This window comes from Amycolatopsis sp. NBC_01480 (assembly GCF_036227205.1).
Taxonomy (GTDB): domain Bacteria; phylum Actinomycetota; class Actinomycetes; order Mycobacteriales; family Pseudonocardiaceae; genus Amycolatopsis.
On record NZ_CP109442.1, the window covers coordinates 9,786,592 to 9,806,471 of the forward strand.

Annotated in this window: 26 protein-coding genes and 1 pseudogene; 12 read left to right on the forward strand and 15 right to left on the reverse strand. The window is 72.4% G+C overall.

Going from position 1 to position 19,880, the window contains the following annotated elements; all coding sequences use genetic code 11:
• Positions 1-6 precede the first annotated feature (6 nt).
• Positions 7-828 carry an alpha/beta fold hydrolase gene (locus OG371_RS45615; RefSeq protein ID WP_329063713.1) on the forward strand — a complete coding sequence of 274 codons (822 nt, stop codon included), beginning with the start codon at positions 7-9 and terminating at the stop codon, positions 826-828.
• Here the strand turns inward: OG371_RS45615 and OG371_RS45620 are convergent.
• Complete coding sequence (locus OG371_RS45620; RefSeq protein ID WP_329063716.1) at positions 825-1,343, reverse strand: RBBP9/YdeN family alpha/beta hydrolase; 519 nt, start codon at positions 1,341-1,343, stop codon at positions 825-827. The two genes, OG371_RS45615 and OG371_RS45620, sit on opposite strands and share 4 nt — an antisense overlap.
• Before the next feature lie 68 nt (positions 1,344-1,411).
• Between OG371_RS45620 and OG371_RS45625 the strand changes: the two genes are divergently transcribed.
• Positions 1,412-2,389: a pirin family protein gene (locus OG371_RS45625; protein ID WP_329063718.1), complete on the forward strand. Its 978-nt coding sequence runs from the start codon at positions 1,412-1,414 to the stop codon at positions 2,387-2,389.
• 9 nt (positions 2,390-2,398) lie between these two features.
• Here OG371_RS45625 and OG371_RS45630 read toward each other — a convergent pair whose 3' ends face one another.
• The 5 genes and pseudogenes from OG371_RS45630 to OG371_RS45650 form a co-directional block, all read right to left on the reverse strand.
• Positions 2,399-3,283 carry an alpha/beta fold hydrolase gene (locus OG371_RS45630; RefSeq protein ID WP_329063720.1) on the reverse strand — a complete coding sequence of 295 codons (885 nt, stop codon included), beginning with the start codon at positions 3,281-3,283 and terminating at the stop codon, positions 2,399-2,401.
• A 28-nt stretch (positions 3,284-3,311) separates the two neighbouring features.
• Positions 3,312-4,376 (reverse strand): tartrate dehydrogenase, encoded by a 1,065-nt coding sequence (locus OG371_RS45635; protein WP_329063722.1) that lies wholly within the window; start codon positions 4,374-4,376, stop codon positions 3,312-3,314.
• Between the two features lie 73 nt (positions 4,377-4,449).
• The gene (locus tag OG371_RS45640) at positions 4,450-5,028 is read right to left on the reverse strand and encodes a LysR family transcriptional regulator substrate-binding protein (RefSeq protein WP_329063724.1); all 579 of its coding nucleotides are present in this window, start codon (positions 5,026-5,028) and stop codon (positions 4,450-4,452) included.
• Positions 5,029-5,197: 169 nt separating this feature from the next.
• A pseudogene (locus tag OG371_RS45645) lies at positions 5,198-5,269 on the reverse strand (LysR family transcriptional regulator); the annotation flags it as partial.
• Positions 5,270-5,378: 109 nt separating this feature from the next.
• The gene (locus tag OG371_RS45650; protein WP_329063726.1) at positions 5,379-6,284 is read right to left on the reverse strand and encodes a phosphatase PAP2 family protein; all 906 of its coding nucleotides are present in this window, start codon (positions 6,282-6,284) and stop codon (positions 5,379-5,381) included.
• Positions 6,285-6,395: 111 nt separating this feature from the next.
• Here OG371_RS45650 and OG371_RS45655 point away from each other — a divergent pair, with 111 nt between their 5' ends.
• The 5 genes from OG371_RS45655 (at position 6,396) to OG371_RS45675 (ending at position 10,048) form a co-directional block, all read left to right on the forward strand.
• Entirely contained in the window at positions 6,396-7,082 is a 687-nt protein-coding gene (locus OG371_RS45655; RefSeq protein ID WP_329063728.1) for a response regulator transcription factor, read from the forward strand.
• Between the two features lie 44 nt (positions 7,083-7,126).
• On the forward strand, positions 7,127-8,557 hold the full coding sequence (locus tag OG371_RS45660) for a HAMP domain-containing sensor histidine kinase (protein ID WP_329063729.1): 1,431 nt from the start codon (positions 7,127-7,129) through the stop codon (positions 8,555-8,557).
• Positions 8,554-9,060: a hypothetical protein gene (locus tag OG371_RS45665; RefSeq protein ID WP_329063731.1), complete on the forward strand. Its 507-nt coding sequence runs from the start codon at positions 8,554-8,556 to the stop codon at positions 9,058-9,060. Before OG371_RS45660 ends, OG371_RS45665 begins: the two co-directional genes overlap by 4 nt.
• Positions 9,061-9,257: 197 nt before the next feature.
• The gene (locus OG371_RS45670) at positions 9,258-9,554 is read left to right on the forward strand and encodes a hypothetical protein (RefSeq protein WP_329063733.1); all 297 of its coding nucleotides are present in this window, start codon (positions 9,258-9,260) and stop codon (positions 9,552-9,554) included.
• Complete coding sequence (locus tag OG371_RS45675; protein ID WP_329063735.1) at positions 9,551-10,048, forward strand: GNAT family N-acetyltransferase; 498 nt, start codon at positions 9,551-9,553, stop codon at positions 10,046-10,048. The genes OG371_RS45670 and OG371_RS45675 overlap by 4 nt, the downstream gene beginning before the upstream one ends.
• Here OG371_RS45675 and OG371_RS45680 read toward each other — a convergent pair.
• Complete coding sequence (locus OG371_RS45680) at positions 10,031-10,513, reverse strand: DUF5994 family protein (RefSeq protein WP_329063737.1); 483 nt, start codon at positions 10,511-10,513, stop codon at positions 10,031-10,033. The two genes, OG371_RS45675 and OG371_RS45680, sit on opposite strands and share 18 nt — an antisense overlap.
• 269 nt (positions 10,514-10,782) lie before the next feature.
• Here OG371_RS45680 and OG371_RS45685 point away from each other — a divergent pair, with 269 nt between their 5' ends.
• Positions 10,783-11,934: a N(5)-(carboxyethyl)ornithine synthase gene (locus OG371_RS45685; RefSeq protein WP_329063739.1), complete on the forward strand. Its 1,152-nt coding sequence runs from the start codon at positions 10,783-10,785 to the stop codon at positions 11,932-11,934.
• Between the two features lie 43 nt (positions 11,935-11,977).
• On the opposite strand, the gene OG371_RS45690 is transcribed toward OG371_RS45685, so the two are convergent.
• Positions 11,978-12,571 (reverse strand): NADPH-dependent FMN reductase, encoded by a 594-nt coding sequence (locus OG371_RS45690; RefSeq protein ID WP_329063741.1) that lies wholly within the window; start codon positions 12,569-12,571, stop codon positions 11,978-11,980.
• Positions 12,572-12,682: 111 nt separating this feature from the next.
• On the opposite strand from OG371_RS45690, the gene soxR reads away from it, so the two are divergent.
• Positions 12,683-13,150, forward strand: coding sequence for a redox-sensitive transcriptional activator SoxR (soxR, locus tag OG371_RS45695; protein ID WP_329063743.1), 468 nt, complete (start codon positions 12,683-12,685; stop codon positions 13,148-13,150).
• A gap of 13 nt (positions 13,151-13,163) precedes the next feature.
• On the opposite strand, the gene OG371_RS45700 is transcribed toward soxR, so the two are convergent.
• The 3 genes from OG371_RS45700 to OG371_RS45710 form a co-directional block, all read right to left on the reverse strand.
• Positions 13,164-13,670, reverse strand: a complete 507-nt coding sequence (locus OG371_RS45700) for a mycothiol transferase (RefSeq protein WP_329063745.1) — start codon at positions 13,668-13,670, stop codon at positions 13,164-13,166.
• Positions 13,671-13,809: 139 nt separating this feature from the next.
• Entirely contained in the window at positions 13,810-14,328 is a 519-nt protein-coding gene (locus tag OG371_RS45705; protein WP_329063747.1) for a hypothetical protein, read from the reverse strand.
• Between the two features lies 1 nt (position 14,329).
• Positions 14,330-14,968, reverse strand: a complete 639-nt coding sequence (locus OG371_RS45710) for a hypothetical protein (RefSeq protein ID WP_329063749.1) — start codon at positions 14,966-14,968, stop codon at positions 14,330-14,332.
• A gap of 182 nt (positions 14,969-15,150) precedes the next feature.
• Here OG371_RS45710 and OG371_RS45715 point away from each other — a divergent pair, with 182 nt between their 5' ends.
• On the forward strand, positions 15,151-15,318 hold the full coding sequence (locus tag OG371_RS45715) for a hypothetical protein (RefSeq protein ID WP_329063751.1): 168 nt from the start codon (positions 15,151-15,153) through the stop codon (positions 15,316-15,318).
• Positions 15,319-15,321: 3 nt separating this feature from the next.
• On the opposite strand, the gene OG371_RS45720 is transcribed toward OG371_RS45715, so the two are convergent.
• Complete coding sequence (locus OG371_RS45720) at positions 15,322-15,705, reverse strand: VOC family protein (protein WP_329063754.1); 384 nt, start codon at positions 15,703-15,705, stop codon at positions 15,322-15,324.
• 42 nt (positions 15,706-15,747) lie between these two features.
• The gene (locus tag OG371_RS45725; protein WP_329063756.1) at positions 15,748-16,176 is read right to left on the reverse strand and encodes a DUF6314 family protein; all 429 of its coding nucleotides are present in this window, start codon (positions 16,174-16,176) and stop codon (positions 15,748-15,750) included.
• A 184-nt stretch (positions 16,177-16,360) separates the two neighbouring features.
• Between OG371_RS45725 and recQ the strand changes: the two genes are divergently transcribed.
• Positions 16,361-18,184: a DNA helicase RecQ gene (gene recQ, locus OG371_RS45730; protein WP_329073442.1), complete on the forward strand. Its 1,824-nt coding sequence runs from the start codon at positions 16,361-16,363 to the stop codon at positions 18,182-18,184.
• A 74-nt stretch (positions 18,185-18,258) separates the two neighbouring features.
• Complete coding sequence (locus tag OG371_RS45735; RefSeq protein WP_329063758.1) at positions 18,259-19,527, forward strand: FAD-binding protein; 1,269 nt, start codon at positions 18,259-18,261, stop codon at positions 19,525-19,527.
• Between the two features lie 9 nt (positions 19,528-19,536).
• On the opposite strand, the gene OG371_RS45740 is transcribed toward OG371_RS45735, so the two are convergent.
• Complete coding sequence (locus tag OG371_RS45740) at positions 19,537-19,683, reverse strand: hypothetical protein (protein ID WP_329063760.1); 147 nt, start codon at positions 19,681-19,683, stop codon at positions 19,537-19,539.
• Positions 19,680-19,805 (reverse strand): hypothetical protein, encoded by a 126-nt coding sequence (locus OG371_RS45745; RefSeq protein ID WP_329063762.1) that lies wholly within the window; start codon positions 19,803-19,805, stop codon positions 19,680-19,682. The genes OG371_RS45740 and OG371_RS45745 overlap by 4 nt, the downstream gene beginning before the upstream one ends.
• Positions 19,806-19,880 lie beyond the last annotated feature (75 nt).

Genomic DNA, 19,880 nt, shown 5'->3' on the forward strand with positions numbered 1-19,880 from the left:
ACCGCCATGGGGACCACTCGGGATCTGACCTTGGCCGACGGCCGCGCGCTGCGAGTCCACGACACCGGCCGCGGCGCCGTGCTGACCGTGGTGTGGCATCACGGCACTCCGCAGACCGGCGCGCTGCTGGCGCCCGTGGTCGAGGCCGCGGACGCACGCGACATCCGGGTGATCTCCTACGGCCGCCCGGGTTACGGCGGTTCGGCCGTGCAGGCGGGCCGCACCATCGCGTCGGCCGCCGACGACGTGCGGCAGCTCGCCGACGCGCTCGGTGTCGGCCGGTTCGCGGTGCTGGGCGCGTCCGGCGGCGGACCGCACGCGCTGGCGTGCGGCGCGCTGCTGCCCGACCGGGTTTCGGGCGTGGTGTGCCACGCGAGCCCGGCGCCGTACACCGAGGAATTCGACTGGTACGCGGGCATGATCGACGACAGCGAGCTGCGCGCGGGCCGCGAAGGGCGCGAGGCGAGCCTGGCCCACGGCGAGACCGCCGAGTTCAACGAGGAGCAGTTCCTCCCCATCGACTGGAAGGCGCTGGAGACGACCTGGTCCTCGCTGGGCAAGGACGCCGGTGCGGCCGGCGGGAGCGCCGAGGGCCAGGCGGACGACCAGGTCGCGCTCGCCTCGCCGTGGGGCTTCGACCTGAGCGCCGTGACCGTCCCGGTGCTGCTCGCCCAAGGCGGCGCGGACCGCGTGATCCCCGCTTCGCACGCCGAATGGCTCCTGCGCGGGCTGCCGGACGCCGAGCTGTGGCTCCGTCCCCGTGACGGCCACATTTCGGTGCTCAACACCATTCCGGTCACGCTGGACTGGCTGCTCGCTCTCAGTTAGGCCGTCAGCTTGGCCAGCAACGGCTCCCCGTCCGGCCACGGCCCGTACGCGCCGGTCAGGTGCCCGACCTCGCCGATCGACACGCACTCCGAGCCCCACTGCGCGGCGAAGTATTCGGCGCGGGCCGGCGACATCCACCGGTCGTTCGCGCTGGCGGCGAGGCTCGACGGGAACGGCAGCCGCCCGCGCGGGATCGGGCCGAAGCCGGCGATGGCGGGCTCCTGGTTCTCCTCGACGTCGGCGGGCGTCACGAGCAGCGCGCCCCGTGCTGGCCGGACGGCGCCGGTGGCCACCCAGTGCAGCACGGTCAGCACCCCCAGGCTGTGGCCCACCAGCACGGGCGGCTCCGCGAGCGCGGCGACGGCCTGGTCCAGCCGCGCCACCCACCCATCCCGCTCCGGGCGCTCCCAGTCGTCCTGGACCACCCGCGAGGACCCGTGCAGCCGCTCGGCCCACACCGACTGCCAGTCCCCCGGATCCGGCCCGAACCACCCGTCCACGAACAGCACGCTCATGCCGCCATTATCGGAGTTCCGGCTAACGTTGCCGATGAGGCCGTGACAATCACCGGAGGTCCACCGCGATGAGCAACATCGAAGCCGCGCCCGACGAGCTGACCTGCGGCGCCGGTCCCGCCGCGGGCGCGGGCCGGGTCCAGGTCCTCGAGGCCCGCGAGGTGCCGCTCGGCGGGGTGCGGGCGATGTCGGTGCGCCGGACGCTGCCGCAGCGCAGCCGTTCCCTCATCGGCGCCTGGTGCTTCGCCGACCATTACGGCCCGGACGACACGCGCGAGTCGGGCGGCATGGCCGTCGGCTCGCACCCGCACACCGGGCTGCAGACCGTCAGCTGGCTCTTCGCGGGCGAGATCGAGCACCGCGACAGCCTCGGCTCCCACGCGATGGTCCGGCCCGGCGAGCTGAACCTGATGACCGGCGGGCACGGCATCTGCCATTCGGAGGTCTCCACGCCGGAAACCACTACGCTGCACGGAGTCCAGCTCTGGGTCGCGTTGCCGGAGGAACACCGTCACGCCGCCCGCGGCTTCCAGCACCACGTGCCGCCCGCCACCGTCCTGGACGGCGCCACCGCGCGGGTGTTCCTCGGCACGCTCGCGGGCGAGACCTCGCCGGTGGAGACGTTCACGCCGCTGCTCGGCGCGGAGCTGACCCTCGACCCGGGCGCGCGCCTCAGCCTGGACGTCGACCCGGCGTTCGAGCACGGCGTGCTGGTCGACACCGGCGCGGTCACCTTCGCCGGCACCCCGCTGGCCCGCGCCGACCTGGGCTACCTCGACGCCGGCGCCACCACGCTGGAGCTCGCCAACACCGGCGACGGCCCGGCCCGCGTGCTGGTGCTCGGCGGGCCGCCGTTCGGCGAGGAAATCCTGATGTGGTGGAACTTCGTGGCCCGCACGCACGAGGAGGTCGTCGCCTGGCGCGAAGCCTGGGAGGCCGGGTCGGACCAGTTCGGCGCCATCCCCGAGGTACCGGGCGCGCCGCGGATCCCGGCGCCGGTGCTGCCCGCGGTGCGGATCAGGCCGCGCGGCAATCCGACGCGCTGAAGATCCGGCTCAGCCAAAGAACTCCATCAACTCCCGAGCAACGTCCACCGGCGCCTCCTCCGGCAGATAATGATCCGAAGCCAACGCCCGACCCCGGACATCAGCGGCATACCCCCGCCAAACATCCAGCACGTCGTAACTACGCCCGACGAAACTCCGCTCACCCCACAAAACCAGCAACGGCACCGTGATCCGCCGCCCGGCCGCCGCGTCGGCGTCGTCGTGGACCAAGTCGATCGAGGCGGCCGCGCGGTAGTCCGAACAGGACGCCGCGATCGCGGCCTGGTCGAAGCAGCGGACGTACTCGTTCTCGGCCGCAGGGTCGAACGCGGTGCCGCCGGCGTGCCGGGCGCCCATCCGCGCGCGGATCCAGAACTCCGGGTCGCCGCCGATCAGCCGCTCCGGGATCCCGTTGCCCGCGGCCAGGAAGAACCAGTGGTAGTACCCGAGGCCGAACGCGGCGTCGGCGTGGGCGAAGGTGTGCCGCGTGGGCACGATGTCCAGTACCGCGAGCCGGCTGACGGCTTCGGGATGGTCGAGCGCCATGCGGTGCGCGACCCGGCCGCCGCGGTCGTGCCCGGCCACGGCGAACCGCTCGAAGCCCAGCTCCCGCATCAGCGCCACCTGGTCGCCGGCCATCGCGCGCTTGGCGTACTCGGCGTCGTCCGGGCCGGGCGCGGGCTTGGCGCTGTCGCCGTACCCGCGCAGGTCGGCGGCCACCACGGTGAACCGCCGCGCGAGCACGGGGGCGACGTGGTGCCAGATCACGTGCGTCTGCGGATATCCGTGCAGCAGCAGCAAAGGCGGGCCGGCACCGCCGATCGCGCAGTGGATCCGCACGCCGTCGGCGTCCACCGTCCGGTACTCGAACGGGCTGGGCAGCGGGACACTCATCGGCACACCTCCGGTTCGGACGAACGCTTCAGCCCACCCCGGCGGCGTCGAGCACCGCGCGGGTGAACGAAACGGTAGTGGCGGTGCCGCCCAGATCCGGCGTCCGCAGCGCGGTTTTCGCGAACACGTCCGCGATCGCCGACTCGACCTCGGCGGCGGCCTCGGCGTGCCCGAGGTGCGCCAGCAGCATCGCGGCGGTCCAGATCGCGCCGACCGGGTTCGCGATCCCGCGCCCGGCGATGTCCGGCGCGGACCCGTGCACCGGCTCGAACATCGACGGGTACTCGCGCTCGGGGTTGATGTTCGCCGCGGGCGCCATGCCGATGCCGCCCGCGACGGCGGCCGCGAGGTCGCTCAGGATGTCGCCGAACAAGTTCGACCCGACGATCACGTCGAACCGCGCCGGGTCCAGCACCAGTTTCGCGGCGAGCGCGTCGATGTGCTCGGACTCGACGGCCACCCCGGGCCGGGCGGCGGCGCGCTCGGCCACCAGCTCGTCCCAGAACGGCAGGGTGTGCACGATGCCGTTGGACTTCGTCGCCGACGTCAGCCGCCCGCCCCGTTGCTCGGCGAGGCCGAGCGCGTAGTCGACCACCCGCGTCACGCCGGTGCGGGTGAACACCGCCTCCTGCACGGCCAGCTCGTCCGGGAAGCCGCGGTTGAGCCGGCCGCCGATCTCGCTGTACTCCCCCTCGACGTTCTCCCGCACCACCACCAGGTCCACCTCGCCGGGCCGCGCGGCGCGCACCGGGCTCTCGACGCCTTCGAACACCCGGATCGGCCGGAGGTTGACGTACTGGCGAAAGCCCCGGCGGAGCGGAATCAGCAAGCCCCACAAGGAAATGTGGTCGGGCACGCCCGGCTGCCCGACGGCGCCGAGGAAAATCGCGTCGTGGTGGCGGACGCGCTCGAGCCCGTCGGCGGGCATCATCGCGCCCTCGGCGAGGTAGCGCGCGCAGGACCAGTCGAACTCGTCGTAGGTGAAGGAGACACCGTGGCGGGCGCCGACCGCGTCGAGCACCGCGCACGCCGCCGGGGTCACCTCGCGGCCGATGCCGTCGCCGGGGACCAGGGCGATGCGGTGGTTCGTCATGGCCCCTATGCCACCAGCGCGGGCCGGGCGGCGTCCAAGACTTGATCACGGCCCGGCTTATCGGCCGGGCCTATCAGTCCCCCGCGCAGGCCAGAAACGCCTGTGCCGGCGGGGTCAGCCCCGAGCTGCGGTGCAGCAGCGCCAGGTGCAGGTACGCGGGCGGGTCGAGGTCGAGCACCCGGGCCCCGGCCCGCTCCGCCAGCGGCGCCCACGAATCGGCGAGCAGCGCGACGCCCACCCCGCCCAGCACGAGCGGCAGGATCGCTTCGCGGTGCTCGGTCTCGACCACGTCGACCAGGTCCACCCCGCCGTCCCGGAGGTCGTCGACCAGCCGGCGCATCCCGGTGCCGGGCTGCCCGACGATCATCCGCTGCCCGGCCAGGTCCTGGTGCCGCACCACGGTCCCGGTGAACGGCGCGCCGGCCGGCGCGACCAGCACGAACCGCTGGCGGCCCAGCGGCACGACCTCGACCCCGGCCGCGGTGAGCGGCTCCGGCCCGGCGGCCAGCCCGATCTCGGTGGCGCCGCCGCGCACCAGGCCCAGCACCTCGCCGGGGGTGAACGCGGCCCTCACGGCCACCGACAGGCCGGGATGCCGATGAGTGAACCGGCGGATCATCCCGCCCAGCGGCTCGACCGCCTGCGAAGGCATCGCGGCGACCTCGACCCGGCCGACCGCCAGCCCGGCCACCGAGTCCACGCTGGCCCGGGCGGCCGCCAGCCCCCCGCACCACCTGCCGCGCCGGCTCGATCAGCGCGCTGCCCGCCTGCGTGAGCACCAGCCGCCGGCCGACGCGGTCGAACAGGGCGGTGCCCAGGTCCCGTTCCAGCGCCCGGACCGATTGGGACAGCGACGGCTGCGCGACGTGCAGCGCCTCGGCGGCGCGGTTCATCCCGCTGTGGTCCACCACCGCGAGGAAATACTCCAGCTGCCGCGCGTCCACTGCCGTCACCTCACTCCAGGCCTGTGACGATAGCGCGGCACCCCCGATCGGCGGCCGTTCAGCGGCTCAGCCGCGAACCCGCGCGCGCCGGGTCGAAGTTGACCCGCCGGAGCGGGCCGGCGACGAGCAGGATCACCGCCGCCGAGCAGGCCGCGGCCAGCACCATGGCGGCGACGAACTGCGCGGCGCCGGAGGTGGCCGTGGCCAACACCGCGTACCCGCCCAGCACCAGCGCGGACGGGGCGAGCAGGGCGACCAGCACCGGCACCAGCGGCACGCCCCCGGGATCCGGGCGGCGGGCCGAGACGACCGCCGCGCCGGCGCACACCACGGCGGCGACCAGCAGGCTGCCGCCGACGGTGTCGGAGAGCCGGTGCCAGCCCAGCGCGACGGTCGCCGCGGCGACCCAGGCGACGCCGAGCGAACCCCCGGCGAGCACCCAGGTGCGGAACCGGGCGGGCAGCACCACGCCCAGCGCGAGCACCACCGCCGTCGCCGCGCTGACGTGCCCGCTCGGGAAGCTGTTGTGGCTCGCGACCGCCAGCCCGTCGTTCATACTGGGCCGGTCGAGCACGTAGATCTTGAGCAGCTGCGCGGCCAGCATCGGGGTGCCCAGCAGCACCAGCGCGGTGACCCCGAGCGCGAACCGGCGGCGCGCCAGCGCGATGGCCAGCACCAGCACCGCGACCCCGCCGAGCGCGACCACCAGGTCGGCGTGCTGCAACGGGGCGGCCCAGTCCACAGTGGACCGGCGACTGGACTGGGCGCTGTGCACCACGCCGTTTTCCGTCTGCTGCCCCGAAGCCGTGCGCACGAACAGCAGGTACGCCACGACGAACGCCACCGCGCAGCCGGCCGCGGCGGTGATCAGCAGGACGGTGCGCGAAGCGGCCGCGGTCACCAGCGCGTGCCGCGGGGCGGTGGACGAGGTGGCCGAAGGTGTTTCGGAGAACATCACAACCATGTCCGCGAGTTTCGGCGCGGCTTTTCTCGGTCCCGTCAGAGCAGTGTCATGGTTTCGCTACAGAACGGCCCCGGCTGGCCCCGCGCCCCGCCGTTCCGAATAATGTGCCGGGTGGCGGTGCTCCTGGTGATCGAAGACGACGCGTCCGTGCGCGAGGGACTGGAGCTGGCCCTGCGCCGCCAGGGGCACACCGTGCACACGGCCGGCACCGGGGAGCAGGGCCTGGAACTGGTGGCCGAACGGGGGCCGGACATCGTGGTGCTGGACCTGATGCTGCCCGGGATGGACGGGTTCGAGACCTGCCGCCGGATCCGGGCCGCCGGGCAGATCCCGATCATCATGCTCACCGCCCGCAGCGACGACTTCGACATCGTCGCCGGGCTGGAGGCGGGCGCCGACGACTACGTGGTCAAACCGGTCGAGCCGCGGGTGCTGGACGCGCGGATCCGGGCCGTGCTGCGCCGCGCCACCGCCGACCACGACGCCCGCGAGAACGAGGCCGAACAGCACGGCGACCTGGTGATCGACCGCGCCGGGATGCAGGTGACCAAACGCGGCGAGCCGGTCGCGCTCACCCCCACCGAGCTGAAACTGCTGCTGGAGCTCTCCCGCACGCCCGGCCAGGTGCACAGCCGCCAGCAGATCCTCACCGCCGTCTGGGAGCACGACTACCTCGGCGACTCCCGCCTGGTGGACGCCTGCATCCAGCGGCTGCGCTCGAAGATCGAGGACGTGCCCGCCCGGCCGGACCACGTGCAGACCGTGCGCGGGTTCGGCTACCGGTTCGGCCGCTCGTGAACGGTCATTCGTGAACAGGCCCTGCGCGTGAACGGCTGCTGCCGGTGAAGGGCCACCGGCTGCGGCAGTGGCTCGCCGGGCTGCGGCCCCGGCTGGTGCTCGCGTTCGCGGCGATGACGCTGGTGGGCGCGGCCGCGGCGGCGGGCGCGAGTTACGTGTCGGCGCGCACCACGATTCTCTCCGGGGTGCAGGACCCGGCGATGACCCAGCTGCGCGACCAGGTCACCGTCTACCTCCCGCAGCTCCGGCTGCCCCCGGACCAGGCCCAGCTCGACCGGTTCGCGAACAACCTGAAGAACCTCAAGGGCTCCACCATCGTCGTCTACCGGGACCTGACCGGCGGCGGCAGCTTCACGCCGCAGGCCGTGCCGCCCGAGTTGCGCCGGGCCGTAGCCGCCGGAGAGACCGTCCAGTTCCAGCGGGTGTCCAGGACCCAGATCCCGATGCTGTTCATCGGCATGCCGGTGCTGGAGCGCTCCGCCACCGGCGCGACGGAGCACACCGGCGTCGAGGTCTACGCGTGGATCTGGCTGACCACGCAAGAGGATTCGATCAACCAGCTCGCCGTCCGGGCCTGGCAGACCACGGCGCTGGCGCTGCCGATCGCGGTGGCGCTGGCGCTGCTCGCGGCCCGGCAGGTGCTGCGGCCGGTGCGCGCGCTCAACACCGCGGCCCGCAAGCTCGGCCACGGCCAGCTCGACATCCGGCTGCTCGCGAAGGGCTCCGACGAGCTGGCCGAGCTGGTCACCACGTTCAACAGCACCGCCGCCGAGCTTGAGCGGACGGTCGGCTCGCTGCGGGCGATGGAGGCGGACGCGCGCCGGTTCGTCGCCGACGTCTCGCACGAGCTGCGCACGCCGCTGGCCGCGATGAACGCCGTCACCGATGTGCTCGACGAGGACGCCGAGCAGCTGCCCCCGGACACCGCCGTCGCGGCGCGGCTGGTGTCGGCGGAAACCCGGCGGCTGACCCGGCTGGTGCAGGACCTGGTCGAGATCTCGCGGTTCGACTCCGGCCGCGCCGAGCTGCGGCTGGACGAGTGGGACGTGGCCACGGCGGTGGCCGGCAGCATCGGCGCCCGCGGCTGGTCCGCCGAGGACGGCATCGTCGCGGACCTGCCCGCCGGCATCGTCGCGACGCTCGACCCGCGCCGGCTCGACATCGTGGTCGGCAACGCGCTGCGCCACGGCGAGCCGCCGGTCGAGGTCCGCCTGCGCAGCGACGGGACGACCGTGACGCTGGAGGTCACCGACCACGGCCCCGGCATCCCGGCCGAGGTGCTGCCGCACGTGTTCGACCGGTTCACCAAGGCGGACAGCTCGCGCGCCCGGTCCGAGGGCAGCGGGCTCGGCCTGTCGATCGCCCGCGAGAACGCGCGCCTGCACGGCGGCGACATCGAAGCAGGCAACACCCCCGACGGCGCCCGGTTCGTGCTGCGGCTGCCGCGCCACACCCGTCCCCCGGAGCCGCGATGAAGCCGCGCGCAAGGACACTGACTGCGCTGATCACACTGGCCGCCGTCGCGCTGCCGGCCGCGGGCTGCGGGGTGCAGCCCACCGGCGTCATCCCGGCCGGACCCGCGCCGTCGGTGGCCGGCTCCCGGTCCGAACTGCTGACGCTCTACTTCCTGCTCGACGGGCAGCTGGCCCCCGTGCAACGGCCGTGGTCCGGGGCGAGGACCCCGGAGATCGCGCTGGCGCAGCTGTTCGACGGGCCGAACGACGAAGAGCAGAAGATCGGCTACAGCTCACTGCTGCCCACCGGCGTCAGCCCCCAGTTCCAGCTGACCTCCGCCGACGGCACGCCGACGGTCACGGTGCCCTACCCGCTGCAGAAGCTGCCACCGGACGGGATGAGCCAGATCTCCTGCACGACGGTGGCGGCGGTGATGTCCGAAAATCAGTACGTCAGCAGCGGGGGCATCACCCTCGTCGGGCCCCAGCTGACCATCCACCAGGTGGGGTGCGGCATCGGCTGAGCCGGCTCACTCCGGGGGCAGGAAGCCGCGCACGGTGCGCGCCACGGTGGCCAGCGCCAGCTCGGGCTGCGGCCGGAGCACGTGCCCGCGTTCGCCCGTCGGTCCACTTCGGACAGTCCGGCGAAAGGCCCCGCCCGCGGCTCCCACCAGGTGTAAGGTCGGGTAGAGGGGCGCGCCGAGGACCGAGGAGCCGTGCGATGATCCGGACCCACGTCGAGCGAGCGGCCGAGATCAATGAGAACGTGCGGACCGCGCGTGAAGAGATTTCCCTTGCCCTGCACACGATCGAGCAAGTCGAGGGCAGCCGTGACGTCCGGGCGCAGTACGAGGTGCTGGCCCGCGCCCGGCACCGGATCGCCGAGGCCTACCGCGCCGCCCGCGGCCTCGACCTGCGCACCGACCTCGACCAGTCGCTCTGGTTCGCCCTCGACGAGGCCGCGCTGTGGCAGGACCTGGAGGCGGAGCGCTACCGGCGGCTGGCCGGCACCCGGTGAGCGGGTCCACGCCGCCGGTGCAGGTGCTCCTGCCCGACGGGGTCCTGGCCTGGGCCCGGCGGCTGCGTCCCGGTGACGTCTCGGCGGTGATGGCCCTGCGCGGCCGGCTGACCGGGCACGACCACTCCTTCGCGCTGGGCACGACCCGGCTGACCGAACTCGCCACCCAGCTCACCCGCAGCTCCGGCGTCGGGCACACCGCGGTCGGCTGTTTTGTGCACAGCCGGCTGATCGGGCTCGCCCGCTACGACATCCTGGCCGACCCGGCCGTGGCCGAGGTGGCGCTGGTGGTCGACGACCGCGTGCCGGCGCTCGGGGTGTCCACGATCCTGCTCGAACAGCTCGTGGTCGCGGCAAGTGCCGACGGGGTAAGGAGTTTCCTCGCCGACGTGCCCGCCGAGGATCCCGCGGCGCTCGGGGTTTTCACCGCGCTGGGGCTGCCGTTCCACCTCGAACACGACCGGCCGGCCACGGTCTCACTCGTGCCCGCCTGACGCGTCGCATTCGGCCAGCAGGGTCTCGACGGTCGCCGAATTCCCCGTTTCCGCAGCGGTTTTCAGCACCCGGTGCGCGAGCACGGAATCGGTGCCCGGCGGGATGACCAGCAGGGTCAGCCGCCCTTCGGTGCCGACCACGGTCACGGTGCCGGCGGTCTGCGCCCGGAATCCTTCCAGGCGCACCAACCGGTTTCCCGGCAGCCGGCGCGCGACCACGGCCCGGTCGTTGAGGCTGTAGGTGACGTGTTCGACACGTTTCAGCGGCGCCTGGAGCTCGGCCAGCAGCGCCGGCAGCTCGGCGACGAAGTCGTCCGAACGCGGCCACCAGGCGCCGTCGACCTGACCCGAGGACGGGCCTTCGGGCTTGAGCCGCACCCGGTCGGTCCCGGCCGGCGTGCTGGTTTTCCGGTCCTGGGCAGTGGTTTCAGCTGCGGTGGTGACTGTCCGCGGGCCCGACGTCATGCCGGTGCTCCCGTCCCCGGCCGGACGGACCGGCCGGCCTGGTCGCCCCAGGACGGCGCGGGCAGAGGTGCCCGCGCGCAAAGTTCTCTGGGGCTGCCCCGAACACTACACCCCGCCATCCGCGCGACATTTTACTGATCCGACCGGAAGTAGGCGGACACGGACCGCAGCCGATCTGCTTGTAGGGCCCCGTTTCCGCCGAGGATGAATGTCGGATTAGTAACGAACGGCACAGTGTGTTAAGACTTGCGTCTAGCAAAGGGGCCAAAGTGCACCAGCTCAGTCTCGGAGTCATCTCCACTTCGCGCAAGGAAAACGAACGGCGGTTGCCGATCCACCCCCGGCATCTCGAACGGATCGACGCGGACCTGCGCGCGACCATCTACCTCGAACAAGGCTACGGGGAGCGCTTCGGCATCCCGGACGAACAGCTGGCCGGCCTCGCCGCCGGCCTGCGCTCCCGCGAGGAGCTGATCGCCGAGACCGACGTGGTCCTGCTCGCCAAGCCGCTGCCCGAAGACCTCGCGGAGCTGCGGACCGGCCAGGTGCTGTGGGGCTGGCCGCACTGCGTGCAGGACGACAAGCTCACCCAGCTGGCCATCGACCGGCAGCTGACCGTGATCGCGTTCGAGGCGATGAACCACTGGAACGGCGACGGCTCGTTCGGCCTGCACGTGTTCCACAAGAACAACGAGATCGCCGGGTATTCCTCGGTGCTGCACGCGTTGCAGCTGATCGGTTCGACCGGTGACTACGGCCGGCGGCTGCGCGCGGTGGTGATCGGCTTCGGCGCGACCGCGCGCGGTTCGGTGACGGCGCTGAACGCGCTGGGCATCCACGACGTCGACGTCCTGACGGGCCGGGGCCTGTCCGCGGTCGGCTCACCGATCCACTCGGCGAACATGGTCCACTTCGAGCACGACGTGAACAACCCCGGCGACCCCCGCCGCAGCCACGCGCTGACCGAGCACGGCCGGGTGCCGCTGGCCGGCTTCCTCGCCGAGCACGACATCGTGGTCAACTGCGTGCTGCAGGACACCGAGGCGCCGCTGACCTTCCTGATCGAGGAGGACCTGGCCGCGTTCACGCCGGGCAGCCTGATCGTCGACGTCTCCTGCGACGAGGCCATGGGCTTCAGCTGGGCGCGGCCCACCACGTTCACCGATCCCTCGTTCGTGGTCGGCGGCCACGTCACCTACTACGCGGTGGACCACAGCCCGTCGTACCTGTGGGACTCGGCCAGCTGGGACGTCAGCGAAGCCCTGCTGCCGCACCTGCGCACAGTGCTCACCGGGCCGCCCGCCTGGGAGGTCAGCGAAACGATCCGCCGGGCGATCGAGATCCGCGAAGGGCACGTGCGGAACCCGGCCATCCTGGCGTTCCAGCACCGTTCGCCGGACTACCCGCACGTGCGCGGCTGACCGGCGCCGGCGCGGGCGGCGCTCATCCGCCCGCGCCGGCGGTTCACGCGGGATAGGGCCGCGCAGCCCGGGCCTGGGCGAGCGAACGGGCCCACCACTCCAGCTGGTCCAGCAGCGCCTTCGCGGCGACGGCGGTGGCCGGCGCGTCCTTCGGCGAGCCGTTTTCGTCGAACCGGCCGTGCGCGCCGTGGAAGCTGACGGTCTCCCGGATCGTCACCGCGTGCAGTTCGGCGAAGACCTGCCGCAGGTGCTCGACCGCGCGCAGGCCGCCGGAAATCCCGCCGTAGGAAACAAAAGCCACCGGCTTCGCGCGCCATTCGGCCATGAACCAGTCCACGACGTTCTTCAGCGAGGCTGGGTAGCTGTGGTTGTACTCGGGCGTGATCACCACGAACGCGTCGGCGGCCGCGAGCCGGGCACTCAGGTTCGCCACCTCCGCGGCGACCTCGGGGGCCGGCTCCGAGCCGTAGCCGGGCAGCACCAGTGGCAGCGCGAGATCGGCGACGTCGACCAGGTCGACCTCGAATCCGCCGTGCCGGCCGGCCTCTTCGGTGAACCAGCTCGCCACCGTGGGGGCGAACCGTCCTTCCCGGACACTGCCGACGACCACGGCGACCCGGACGGGAGCTTCCGACACTGTTTTCCTCCTGTGCTTCGCGGCAGGGAAAGGGCTTCCCCGCCGTCCGGCCCAGTCTGAAACCTCAAGCTCCCTTGAAGTCAAGGGTGATCGGCAGGCATGCTGAGGAGCATGACGAAAACCGAGCTGCCGGACCTGAGCGTCGGCGAGCTGTCCCGCCGCAGCGGCGTCCCGGCGTCGGCGCTGCGGTTCTACGAGGACGAGCAGCTGATCCGCAGCCGCCGCACCGCGGGCAACCAGCGCCGCTACCGGCGCGACACGCTGCGCCGCGTCACCTTCATCCGGATGTCGCAGCGGGTCGGCATGCCGCTGTCGACGATCCGCGAGGTGCTCGCCCTGCTGCCGGACGACCGCACCCCCACCCGGGTCGACTGGGACCGGATTTCCCAGTGCTGGCGCCAAGACCTCGACGCGCGCATCCGGCAGCTCGAACAGCTGCGGGACCAGCTCAGCGACTGCATCGGCTGCGGCTGCATGTCCCTGACGAAGTGCCGGCTGGCCAACCCGGGCGACCAGCTCGGCCGGGTCGGGCCCGGGCCGCAGCGGCTCGCGGACCACCGCGCGGAGGGTTACGCGTGAAGCCGGGTTGCGCTCAGCCGAGCAGCAGTCCGCGCAGGTACGCGGCCTGACCGGCGTGCTGGAGGTCGTCGGACAGGACGCTGACCAGCCGGACCCCGAGCGTCACCGGCGGGTCCCAGCGCTCGTCGACGATCCGGTCGAGGTCGGCCTCGCCGAGGTCCGCGATCCAGCCGGCGGTCTGCTCGTGCACCGCGTCGTAGTAGCCGGTGAGCAGCTCGGGCGAATCGACCCGCACCGCGGCGACGTCGGCGCTGCTGTGCCCGTACCCGATGTCCGCGGGCGGGAACGGCAGGCCGAACCGGCGGTGCCAGTCCTGCGCGGTCCACACCTGCTCGGTGCCCGCGACGTCGGCGACGTGGTCGTCCTGCACCCGCGCGAGGTGCCAGACCAGCCAAGCGATCGAGTTCGCGTCCGGGCCCACCCGGGCGGTGAGCTGCTCACCGGTCAGCCCGTCCACGGCCCGGTGCACCACCCCCTGGATCCGGCTGAAGCCGTCCGCCAGCAGCTCGGCCACGTTCATCCGCGTTCCTCCTAGGCTTGATCCTCAAGTCTGCCACCCCGATCATGCCCCGGGGAAACGACGGTGCCCAGTGCCGGACGCGAAGCCGGGCGCCGAGCCGAATGGCCCGGCGCCCGTCGCGCAGGAGAACCGGCCGCGGTTACGAGCCGATCAGCTGGTCGAAGAACGAGCGGTAGCGGCGCAAAGCGACCCGCAGTTCCTCGGTGGCCGGCTCGCCCTCGCGCCATTGCGCCTCGAGATCGCCCTTGTGCTCGGCGAACGAAGAGGCCAGCGCGCTGATTACGGCGGCGACCAGCTCGTCGGCGTCACGGACAGCGCGGCGCGGGTCGTCGACGAACCCGGTCTGCACGTCCTGCCAACGGCCGCGGAAGCTCGTCACGGCGTCGGCGTCGAACAGCGGCGGGGCTTCTTCGCCGGCCGCGTGCTGGTCCGCGGTGTGCGCGCCGGACCTGGTGCCGGGCTCATCGGTGTCCACAGTGTCCAGTGAGCCCTCGGTGCGCACTGAGTTTTCGGTGTCCACTGAGTCTTCGGTGTCCACTGAGTCTTTGGTGTCCACTCCGGACCTGTGCGGCTCGTCGGCGACGTCCCGGGTCCCGCTCCCCTGCCTGGTCGAGGCCAGGTCGGCGGTGCTCAGGCCACGGGTCTGTTGCTCGGTCATGTCAGCGTCCTCCGTTGCGCTCGTTGTTGCTGCGCTCGTTGCCGGCCTCGTGGCGGTTCCCGCCGCGCACGGCGGCCTGCTCGCGATCGGTCCCGTGCGGACGGTCGGCGCCGTCGGTCAGCAGGTCCTCGAAAACGGTGCGGTAGTGCACCATCGCGTCCCGCAGCTCCTCGGTGGACAGAGCGGTCTCCGCGTGCCGGGTGTGCGTCTCGTGCGCCGCGCGGTAGTGCTTCAGGGTGCTCGAATGCCGCACCGAAAGGTCCGACAGCTGCTGGTCGTAGCCTTCGGTGGGGTACCCGCGCTCGGCCATCAGCGAGACCAGCACCTCGTCCGCCTCGTCGACGGCGCCCGCGGGCTGGTCGACGAACTTCTCCTGGATCAGCGCCCACCGCTGGGCGTAGCGCTCCCGAGTGGACGGTGAGAGCGGGTGGATGTCGAGTTCCTGGTGGCGACGCTCGCGATCGGCCAGATCCCGTTGGGCCGCACGGGGACTCTCGTTCTCCTCGACCGCGCGGGTGTACTCGGGACCGAACTTGCGCTGCAGCCGTTTGCGCTGGGTCTCCTGCAGCACCAGCCAGGCCACCGCGGCGATCACCACCACGGCGACCACGACGATGACAACGATCAGCCATGTGGGCATCGCACGAACTCCTTCTCCGGTGTTGACGAAGCCCCCCGTCCGCTGCCGAGTTCCCCTTGGCGCGGCGAGGAAACACGAATCGGCGTCAGGGCAGGTGTTTTCGGCCGAGTGGCCGTACCGGCGCCGCCGGATGCGGTACCGTCGGGTCACCAGCGCGAATCGGGCGATCCGGGAGGACTGCCGTGCCTCAAGGCTTGGGCTTCGACACGGTGTCGTACGCCGTACTGCCGGGCTCCGGCAGTGTCGCCGGCGTGCCGATCCCCGGGTGGGCGACCGCGCTCATCGCCGTGGCGTGCGCGGCGTCGGCCGTGGTGGTCCTGCTGGTGTTCCTGCGCAACCGCCGCCGCTGAGGCTCAGCGCAGGTACCGGCTCACCTCGATCAGGTTCCCGTCCGGATCGCGGAAGTAAACGCTGAGGATCGGGCCGGTCGCGCCGGTGCGCTCCACCGGCCCCTCCTCCACCGGCACGCCCGCGCGGGCCAGGTCGTCCTGTACCTCGTCGAGGGTGTCGGCGGTGATCAGGCAGAGGTCGGCGCTGCCCGGCGCCGGTTTCCGGGCCTTCGGCTCGAACTCGTGCCCGGCCTGGTGCAGGTTGATCTTGCTGCGGCCGAACGCCAGCGCCTTGCGCCCGCCCTTGAACGTCACCTCGGTCATGCCGAGCACCTGCGTGTAGAAGGCGACGGTGGCCTCGACGTCCGCGACGGTGAGCACGAGGTGGTCCAGGCGGTCGATGCGCACGAAGGGTCCTTCCGTCGGCTGGCAATCTGCGGCGGTGTCGGTTCAGGCGCGGGTGAAGCGGGTGGTGATCACGTGGTCCTTGGCCGGTCCGGTGACCACCCACTCCTGCCGCCAGTGGCCGGCGTCCAGCACCACGTACTCGCCGCGGTAGATGTCGTCGCGGCACGGGTGGTCGGTCGCCCAGGCGCCGGTGCTCAGGTCGAGGTCGTGGAAGAACCCGCCGTGGTCGAAGTGCACCGCGGCCCGCCCGCCGTCCGCCGGGTGGTAGAGCAGAGTGCGGCTCATCGGGCCGGTGTACGCGCCCAGGCGCATCCGGCCGCTCTCGCGGTAGACGAGCACGCCGTCCTCCACCGTGAAGACCGCCTCGCCGTCCGCCGTGCCGATCGGCTCGCCGTCCGTGGCCACGATCTCGCGCGACAGCCGCCAGGAACCGGCGAAGTGCGCGGTGAGGTCGGTGATGGCGAAGGGCACCCGGCCATTCTGCGCCCGCGGCCGGATCCCCGTCCGCCCGACTGGGGATGGATCACAACCCCCTTGCCACGCAGGGTCACGCCCGGCGCCGTGAACGGGACACTCGCGCCGGGAGGGCCAGGGCGGCCGAACCCTGTCGGACCCCCGGCCTAGAATCGGCCGGGTGGCTCACCCCGACACGGCCATGGCGGCCGCCCCCACGCCTGCGCTCGAAACCCTGCACCGGGTGTTCGGCTACGACGCCTTCCGCGGCGACCAGGCGGAGATCGTCGAGCACGTGATCTCCGGCGGCGACGCGCTGGTGCTCATGCCCACCGGTGGCGGGAAGTCCTTGTGTTATCAGATTCCCGCGCTCGTGCGGCCGGGCGTCGGCGTGGTGATCTCGCCGCTGATCGCGCTGATGCAGGACCAGGTCGACGCGTTGCGCAACCTCGGCGTGCGCGCGGGCTTCCTGAACTCCACCCAGGATTTCGGCGAGCGGCAGCGGGTCGAGGAGGCGTTCGTCTCCGGTGACCTCGACGTGCTCTACCTGGCGCCGGAACGGCTTTCGGTCGAGTCGACGGTGCGGCTGCTGGACCGGGGCAAGATCGCGCTGTTCGCCATCGACGAGGCGCACTGCGTGTCCCAGTGGGGCCACGACTTCCGGCCCGACTACCTGATGCTGTCCTCGCTGCACGAGCGCTGGCCGGACGTGCCGCGCATCGCGTTGACCGCGACGGCCACCGAGGCCACGCACAAGGAGATCTCGGCGCGGCTGAACCTCGACGACGCGAAGCACTTCGTCGCGAGCTTCGACCGGCCGAACATCCAGTACCGGATCGTCGGCAAGGCCTCGCCGCAGAAACAGCTGCTGGAGCTGCTGCGCACCGAGCACAAGGGCGACGCGGGCATCGTCTACTGCCTGTCCCGCGCCTCGGTGGAGAAGACCGCGGATTTCCTGGTGCAGAACGGAATTCCGGCGGTGCCGTACCACGCGGGGCTGGACAAGCGGGTCCGCGCGGCGAACCAGTCGCGGTTCCTGCGCGAGGACGGGCTGGTGGTGGTGGCCACGATCGCGTTCGGCATGGGCATCGACAAACCGGACGTCCGCTTCGTCGCGCACCTCGACCTGCCGAAGTCCGTGGAGGGCTACTACCAGGAGACCGGCCGCGCGGGCCGCGACGGGCTGCCGTCCACCGCGTGGCTGGCATACGGCCTGCAGGACGTGGTGCAGCAGCGCAAGATGATCGACAGCTCCGAGGGCGACGAGGCGCACCGGCGGCGGCAGGCGGCGCACCTGAACGCGATGCTGGCGCTGTGCGAGACGGTCGAGTGCCGCCGCGTGCAGATCCTCAACTACTTCGGCCAGGCCGGGAAGCCCTGCGGCAACTGCGACACCTGCCTGATCCCGCCGGAGCAGTGGGACGGCACGATCCCGGCGCAGAAGCTGCTGTCCACCGTCGTCCGGCTGCGCAACGAGCGGCGGCAGAGCTTCGGCGCCGGGCAGATCACCGACATCCTGGTGGGCAAGACCACGCCGAAAGTCACGCAGTTCCAGCACGAAACGCTCAAGGTGTTCGGCATCGGCACCGAGCTGCACGAGTCGGAATGGCGCGCGGTCGTGCGGCAGCTGCTGGCGCAGGGCCTGCTCGCGGTCCAGGGCGACTACGGCTCGCTGGTGCTGACCGAGGCCAGCTCGGAGGTGCTGAACGGCGCGCGGAAGGTCATGCTGCGGCGCGAGCCGGAACGCCCGGCCGGCGCCCGCGCGTCGCGGACCCGCAGCAAGACCGCCGCGGTGGAGCTGCCGCAGGAGGCGGCGCCGCTGTTCGAGCGGCTGCGGGCCTGGCGGGCCGCCACGGCGAAGGAACAGGGCGTCCCGGCGTACGTGATCTTCCACGACGCGACCCTGCGCCAGATCGCGACCGAGCGGCCGGCGTCGCTGGAGGCGCTCGGCACGGTCAGCGGGGTCGGCGAGAACAAGCTGGCCAAGTACGGGGAAGGCGTGCTGGCTTCGCTGGCCGAGGAGTGAGCGTCCGCCGGTCTCGGCCGGGGCGTGGGTAGGGTCGGAAACCGGGGTCCCGGACAGCAGCAGGAGGCATCTCGGTGGGCGAGTCGAACTGGGCCGGAAACCACGGCTACGCCGCGGAAACAGTGCTGGCCCCGCGCACAGTGGACGAGGTGCGCGCGGCCGTCGCGGGCGCGGCCACGGTCAAGGCGCTGGGCAGCCGGCACTGCTTCAACGACATCGCCGACGCCCCTGGCGGGCTGCTCCTCGACCTGGCCGCGCTGAAGACGCCGGTCGAGATCAACGCCGAAGCCGCCACCGCGACCGTCGGCGGGTCGGCGCGCTACGGCGACTTCGTCGGACAGCTGCACGAAGCCGGTTTCGCGCTGCCCAATCTGGCTTCGCTGCCGCACATCACGGTGGCCGGGAGCGTCGCCACCGGCACCCACGGGTCGGGGCGGCGGCGGCAAGGGCTCGCGTCGGCTGTCTCGGCGCTGGAGCTGGTCACCGCGGACGGCGAGCTGCGGACCTTCTCGCGGGAGCGGGACCCGGACGTTTTCCCCGGGCTGGTCGTCAACCTCGGCGCGCTCGGGGTGGTCACGCGGCTGACCCTGGACCTGGTGCCCACATTCGACGTCCGCCAGAACGTCTTCGAAGGCCTGCCCTGGGCCGCTCTCCCCGAGCACTTCGACGAGATCGAGGACGCCGGGTACAGCGTCAGCCTGTTCACGGACTGGACCGGCGACAAGATCGGCGCGGCCTGGGTCAAGAGCCGCGTCGAGCCGGAGGTGCCCGCGCCGTCCGGGCTGCACGGCGCGATCCCGGCCGACGGGCCCCGGCACCCGGTGCCCGCGGCCGGCGTCCCGGTCGGCCACACCACGCCGCAGCTCGGCGTGCCGGGACCGTGGCACGAGCGGCTCCCGCACTTCGCGCTCGCGTTCACCCCGAGTGTCGGCGACGAGCTGCAGTCGGAGTACTTCGTGCCGTACCGGGACGCGGTGGCCGCGATCGAGGCGTTGCGCGGGATCGCCGACCGGCTGGCCCCGGTGCTGCTGGTGTCCGAGATCCGCGCGATCGCCGCCGACGAGCTGTGGCTGAGCCCGTCGAACGGCGGCGACCGCGTGGCGTTCCACTTCACCTGGCGCCCGCGCCAGCCCGAGGTCGAAGCGCTGCTGCCGTTGCTCGAAGAACGGCTGGCCCCGTTCGGCGCGCGGCCGCACTGGGGCAAGCTCTTCCACCGCAGCGCACTGGCCGCGCACTACCCGCGGATGGCCGATTTCCGGGCCCTGGCCACGGATCTGGACCCCGGCGGCAAGTTCCGCACCCCGTTCGTCCGCCGGACGGTGTTCGGGGAAACCGGGGTCTAGCGCCGCCGGTCAGAACTGGTTCTCCCCGCCGTCGATGTCCAGGTTCGCCCCGGCCGGCCCGCCGGATGTATGGCCGTGCAGGGCGCGCTGGCCGCCGGCGACCTCGGGCGCCCGGCGCGCGACACCCTGATTTCTGGCGCGACGAAGCGCGCTCACGCCTGCGCGACCGCTTCCAGCGGGCCGTCGACGAAGGCGATCTGCCACCGGAGACCGACCCCGGGCTGCTTGCCCGCTACCTCATGACCATGGCGAACGGCATCGCCGTTCGCCATGGTCATGGCGAACGGCATCGCCGTCCAAGCCGCCGGCGGCGCCGATCACGACGAACTCCAGCAGGTGGCCGACGCGGCACT

What these genes read in the sequence shown, in the direction of transcription:
- OG371_RS45665 (WP_329063731.1), top strand. Translation starts at nt 8,554, where the DNA reads ATGAAGCCGCGCGCAAGGACACTGACTGCGCTGATCACACTGGCCGCC.
- OG371_RS45620 (WP_329063716.1), bottom strand. Translation starts at nt 1,343, where the DNA reads ATGAGCGTGCTGTTCGTGGACGGGTGGTTCGGGCCGGATCCGGGGGAC.
- OG371_RS45650 (WP_329063726.1), bottom strand. Translation starts at nt 6,284, where the DNA reads ATGGTTGTGATGTTCTCCGAAACACCTTCGGCCACCTCGTCCACCGCC.
- OG371_RS45615 (WP_329063713.1), top strand. Translation starts at nt 7, where the DNA reads ATGGGGACCACTCGGGATCTGACCTTGGCCGACGGCCGCGCGCTGCGA.
- OG371_RS45700 (WP_329063745.1), bottom strand. Translation starts at nt 13,670, where the DNA reads ATGAACGTGGCCGAGCTGCTGGCGGACGGCTTCAGCCGGATCCAGGGG.
- soxR (WP_329063743.1), top strand. Translation starts at nt 12,683, where the DNA reads ATGACGAAAACCGAGCTGCCGGACCTGAGCGTCGGCGAGCTGTCCCGC.
- OG371_RS45640 (WP_329063724.1), bottom strand. Translation starts at nt 5,028, where the DNA reads ATGCCTTCGCAGGCGGTCGAGCCGCTGGGCGGGATGATCCGCCGGTTC.
- OG371_RS45670 (WP_329063733.1), top strand. Translation starts at nt 9,258, where the DNA reads ATGATCCGGACCCACGTCGAGCGAGCGGCCGAGATCAATGAGAACGTG.
- OG371_RS45630 (WP_329063720.1), bottom strand. Translation starts at nt 3,283, where the DNA reads ATGAGTGTCCCGCTGCCCAGCCCGTTCGAGTACCGGACGGTGGACGCC.
- OG371_RS45680 (WP_329063737.1), bottom strand. Translation starts at nt 10,513, where the DNA reads ATGACGTCGGGCCCGCGGACAGTCACCACCGCAGCTGAAACCACTGCC.
- OG371_RS45710 (WP_329063749.1), bottom strand. Translation starts at nt 14,968, where the DNA reads ATGCCCACATGGCTGATCGTTGTCATCGTCGTGGTCGCCGTGGTGGTG.
- OG371_RS45625 (WP_329063718.1), top strand. Translation starts at nt 1,412, where the DNA reads ATGAGCAACATCGAAGCCGCGCCCGACGAGCTGACCTGCGGCGCCGGT.
- OG371_RS45745 (WP_329063762.1), bottom strand. Translation starts at nt 19,805, where the DNA reads ATGACCATGGCGAACGGCGATGCCGTTCGCCATGGTCATGAGGTAGCG.
- OG371_RS45635 (WP_329063722.1), bottom strand. Translation starts at nt 4,376, where the DNA reads ATGACGAACCACCGCATCGCCCTGGTCCCCGGCGACGGCATCGGCCGC.
- OG371_RS45705 (WP_329063747.1), bottom strand. Translation starts at nt 14,328, where the DNA reads ATGACCGAGCAACAGACCCGTGGCCTGAGCACCGCCGACCTGGCCTCG.
- recQ (WP_329073442.1), top strand. Translation starts at nt 16,361, where the DNA reads ATGGCGGCCGCCCCCACGCCTGCGCTCGAAACCCTGCACCGGGTGTTC.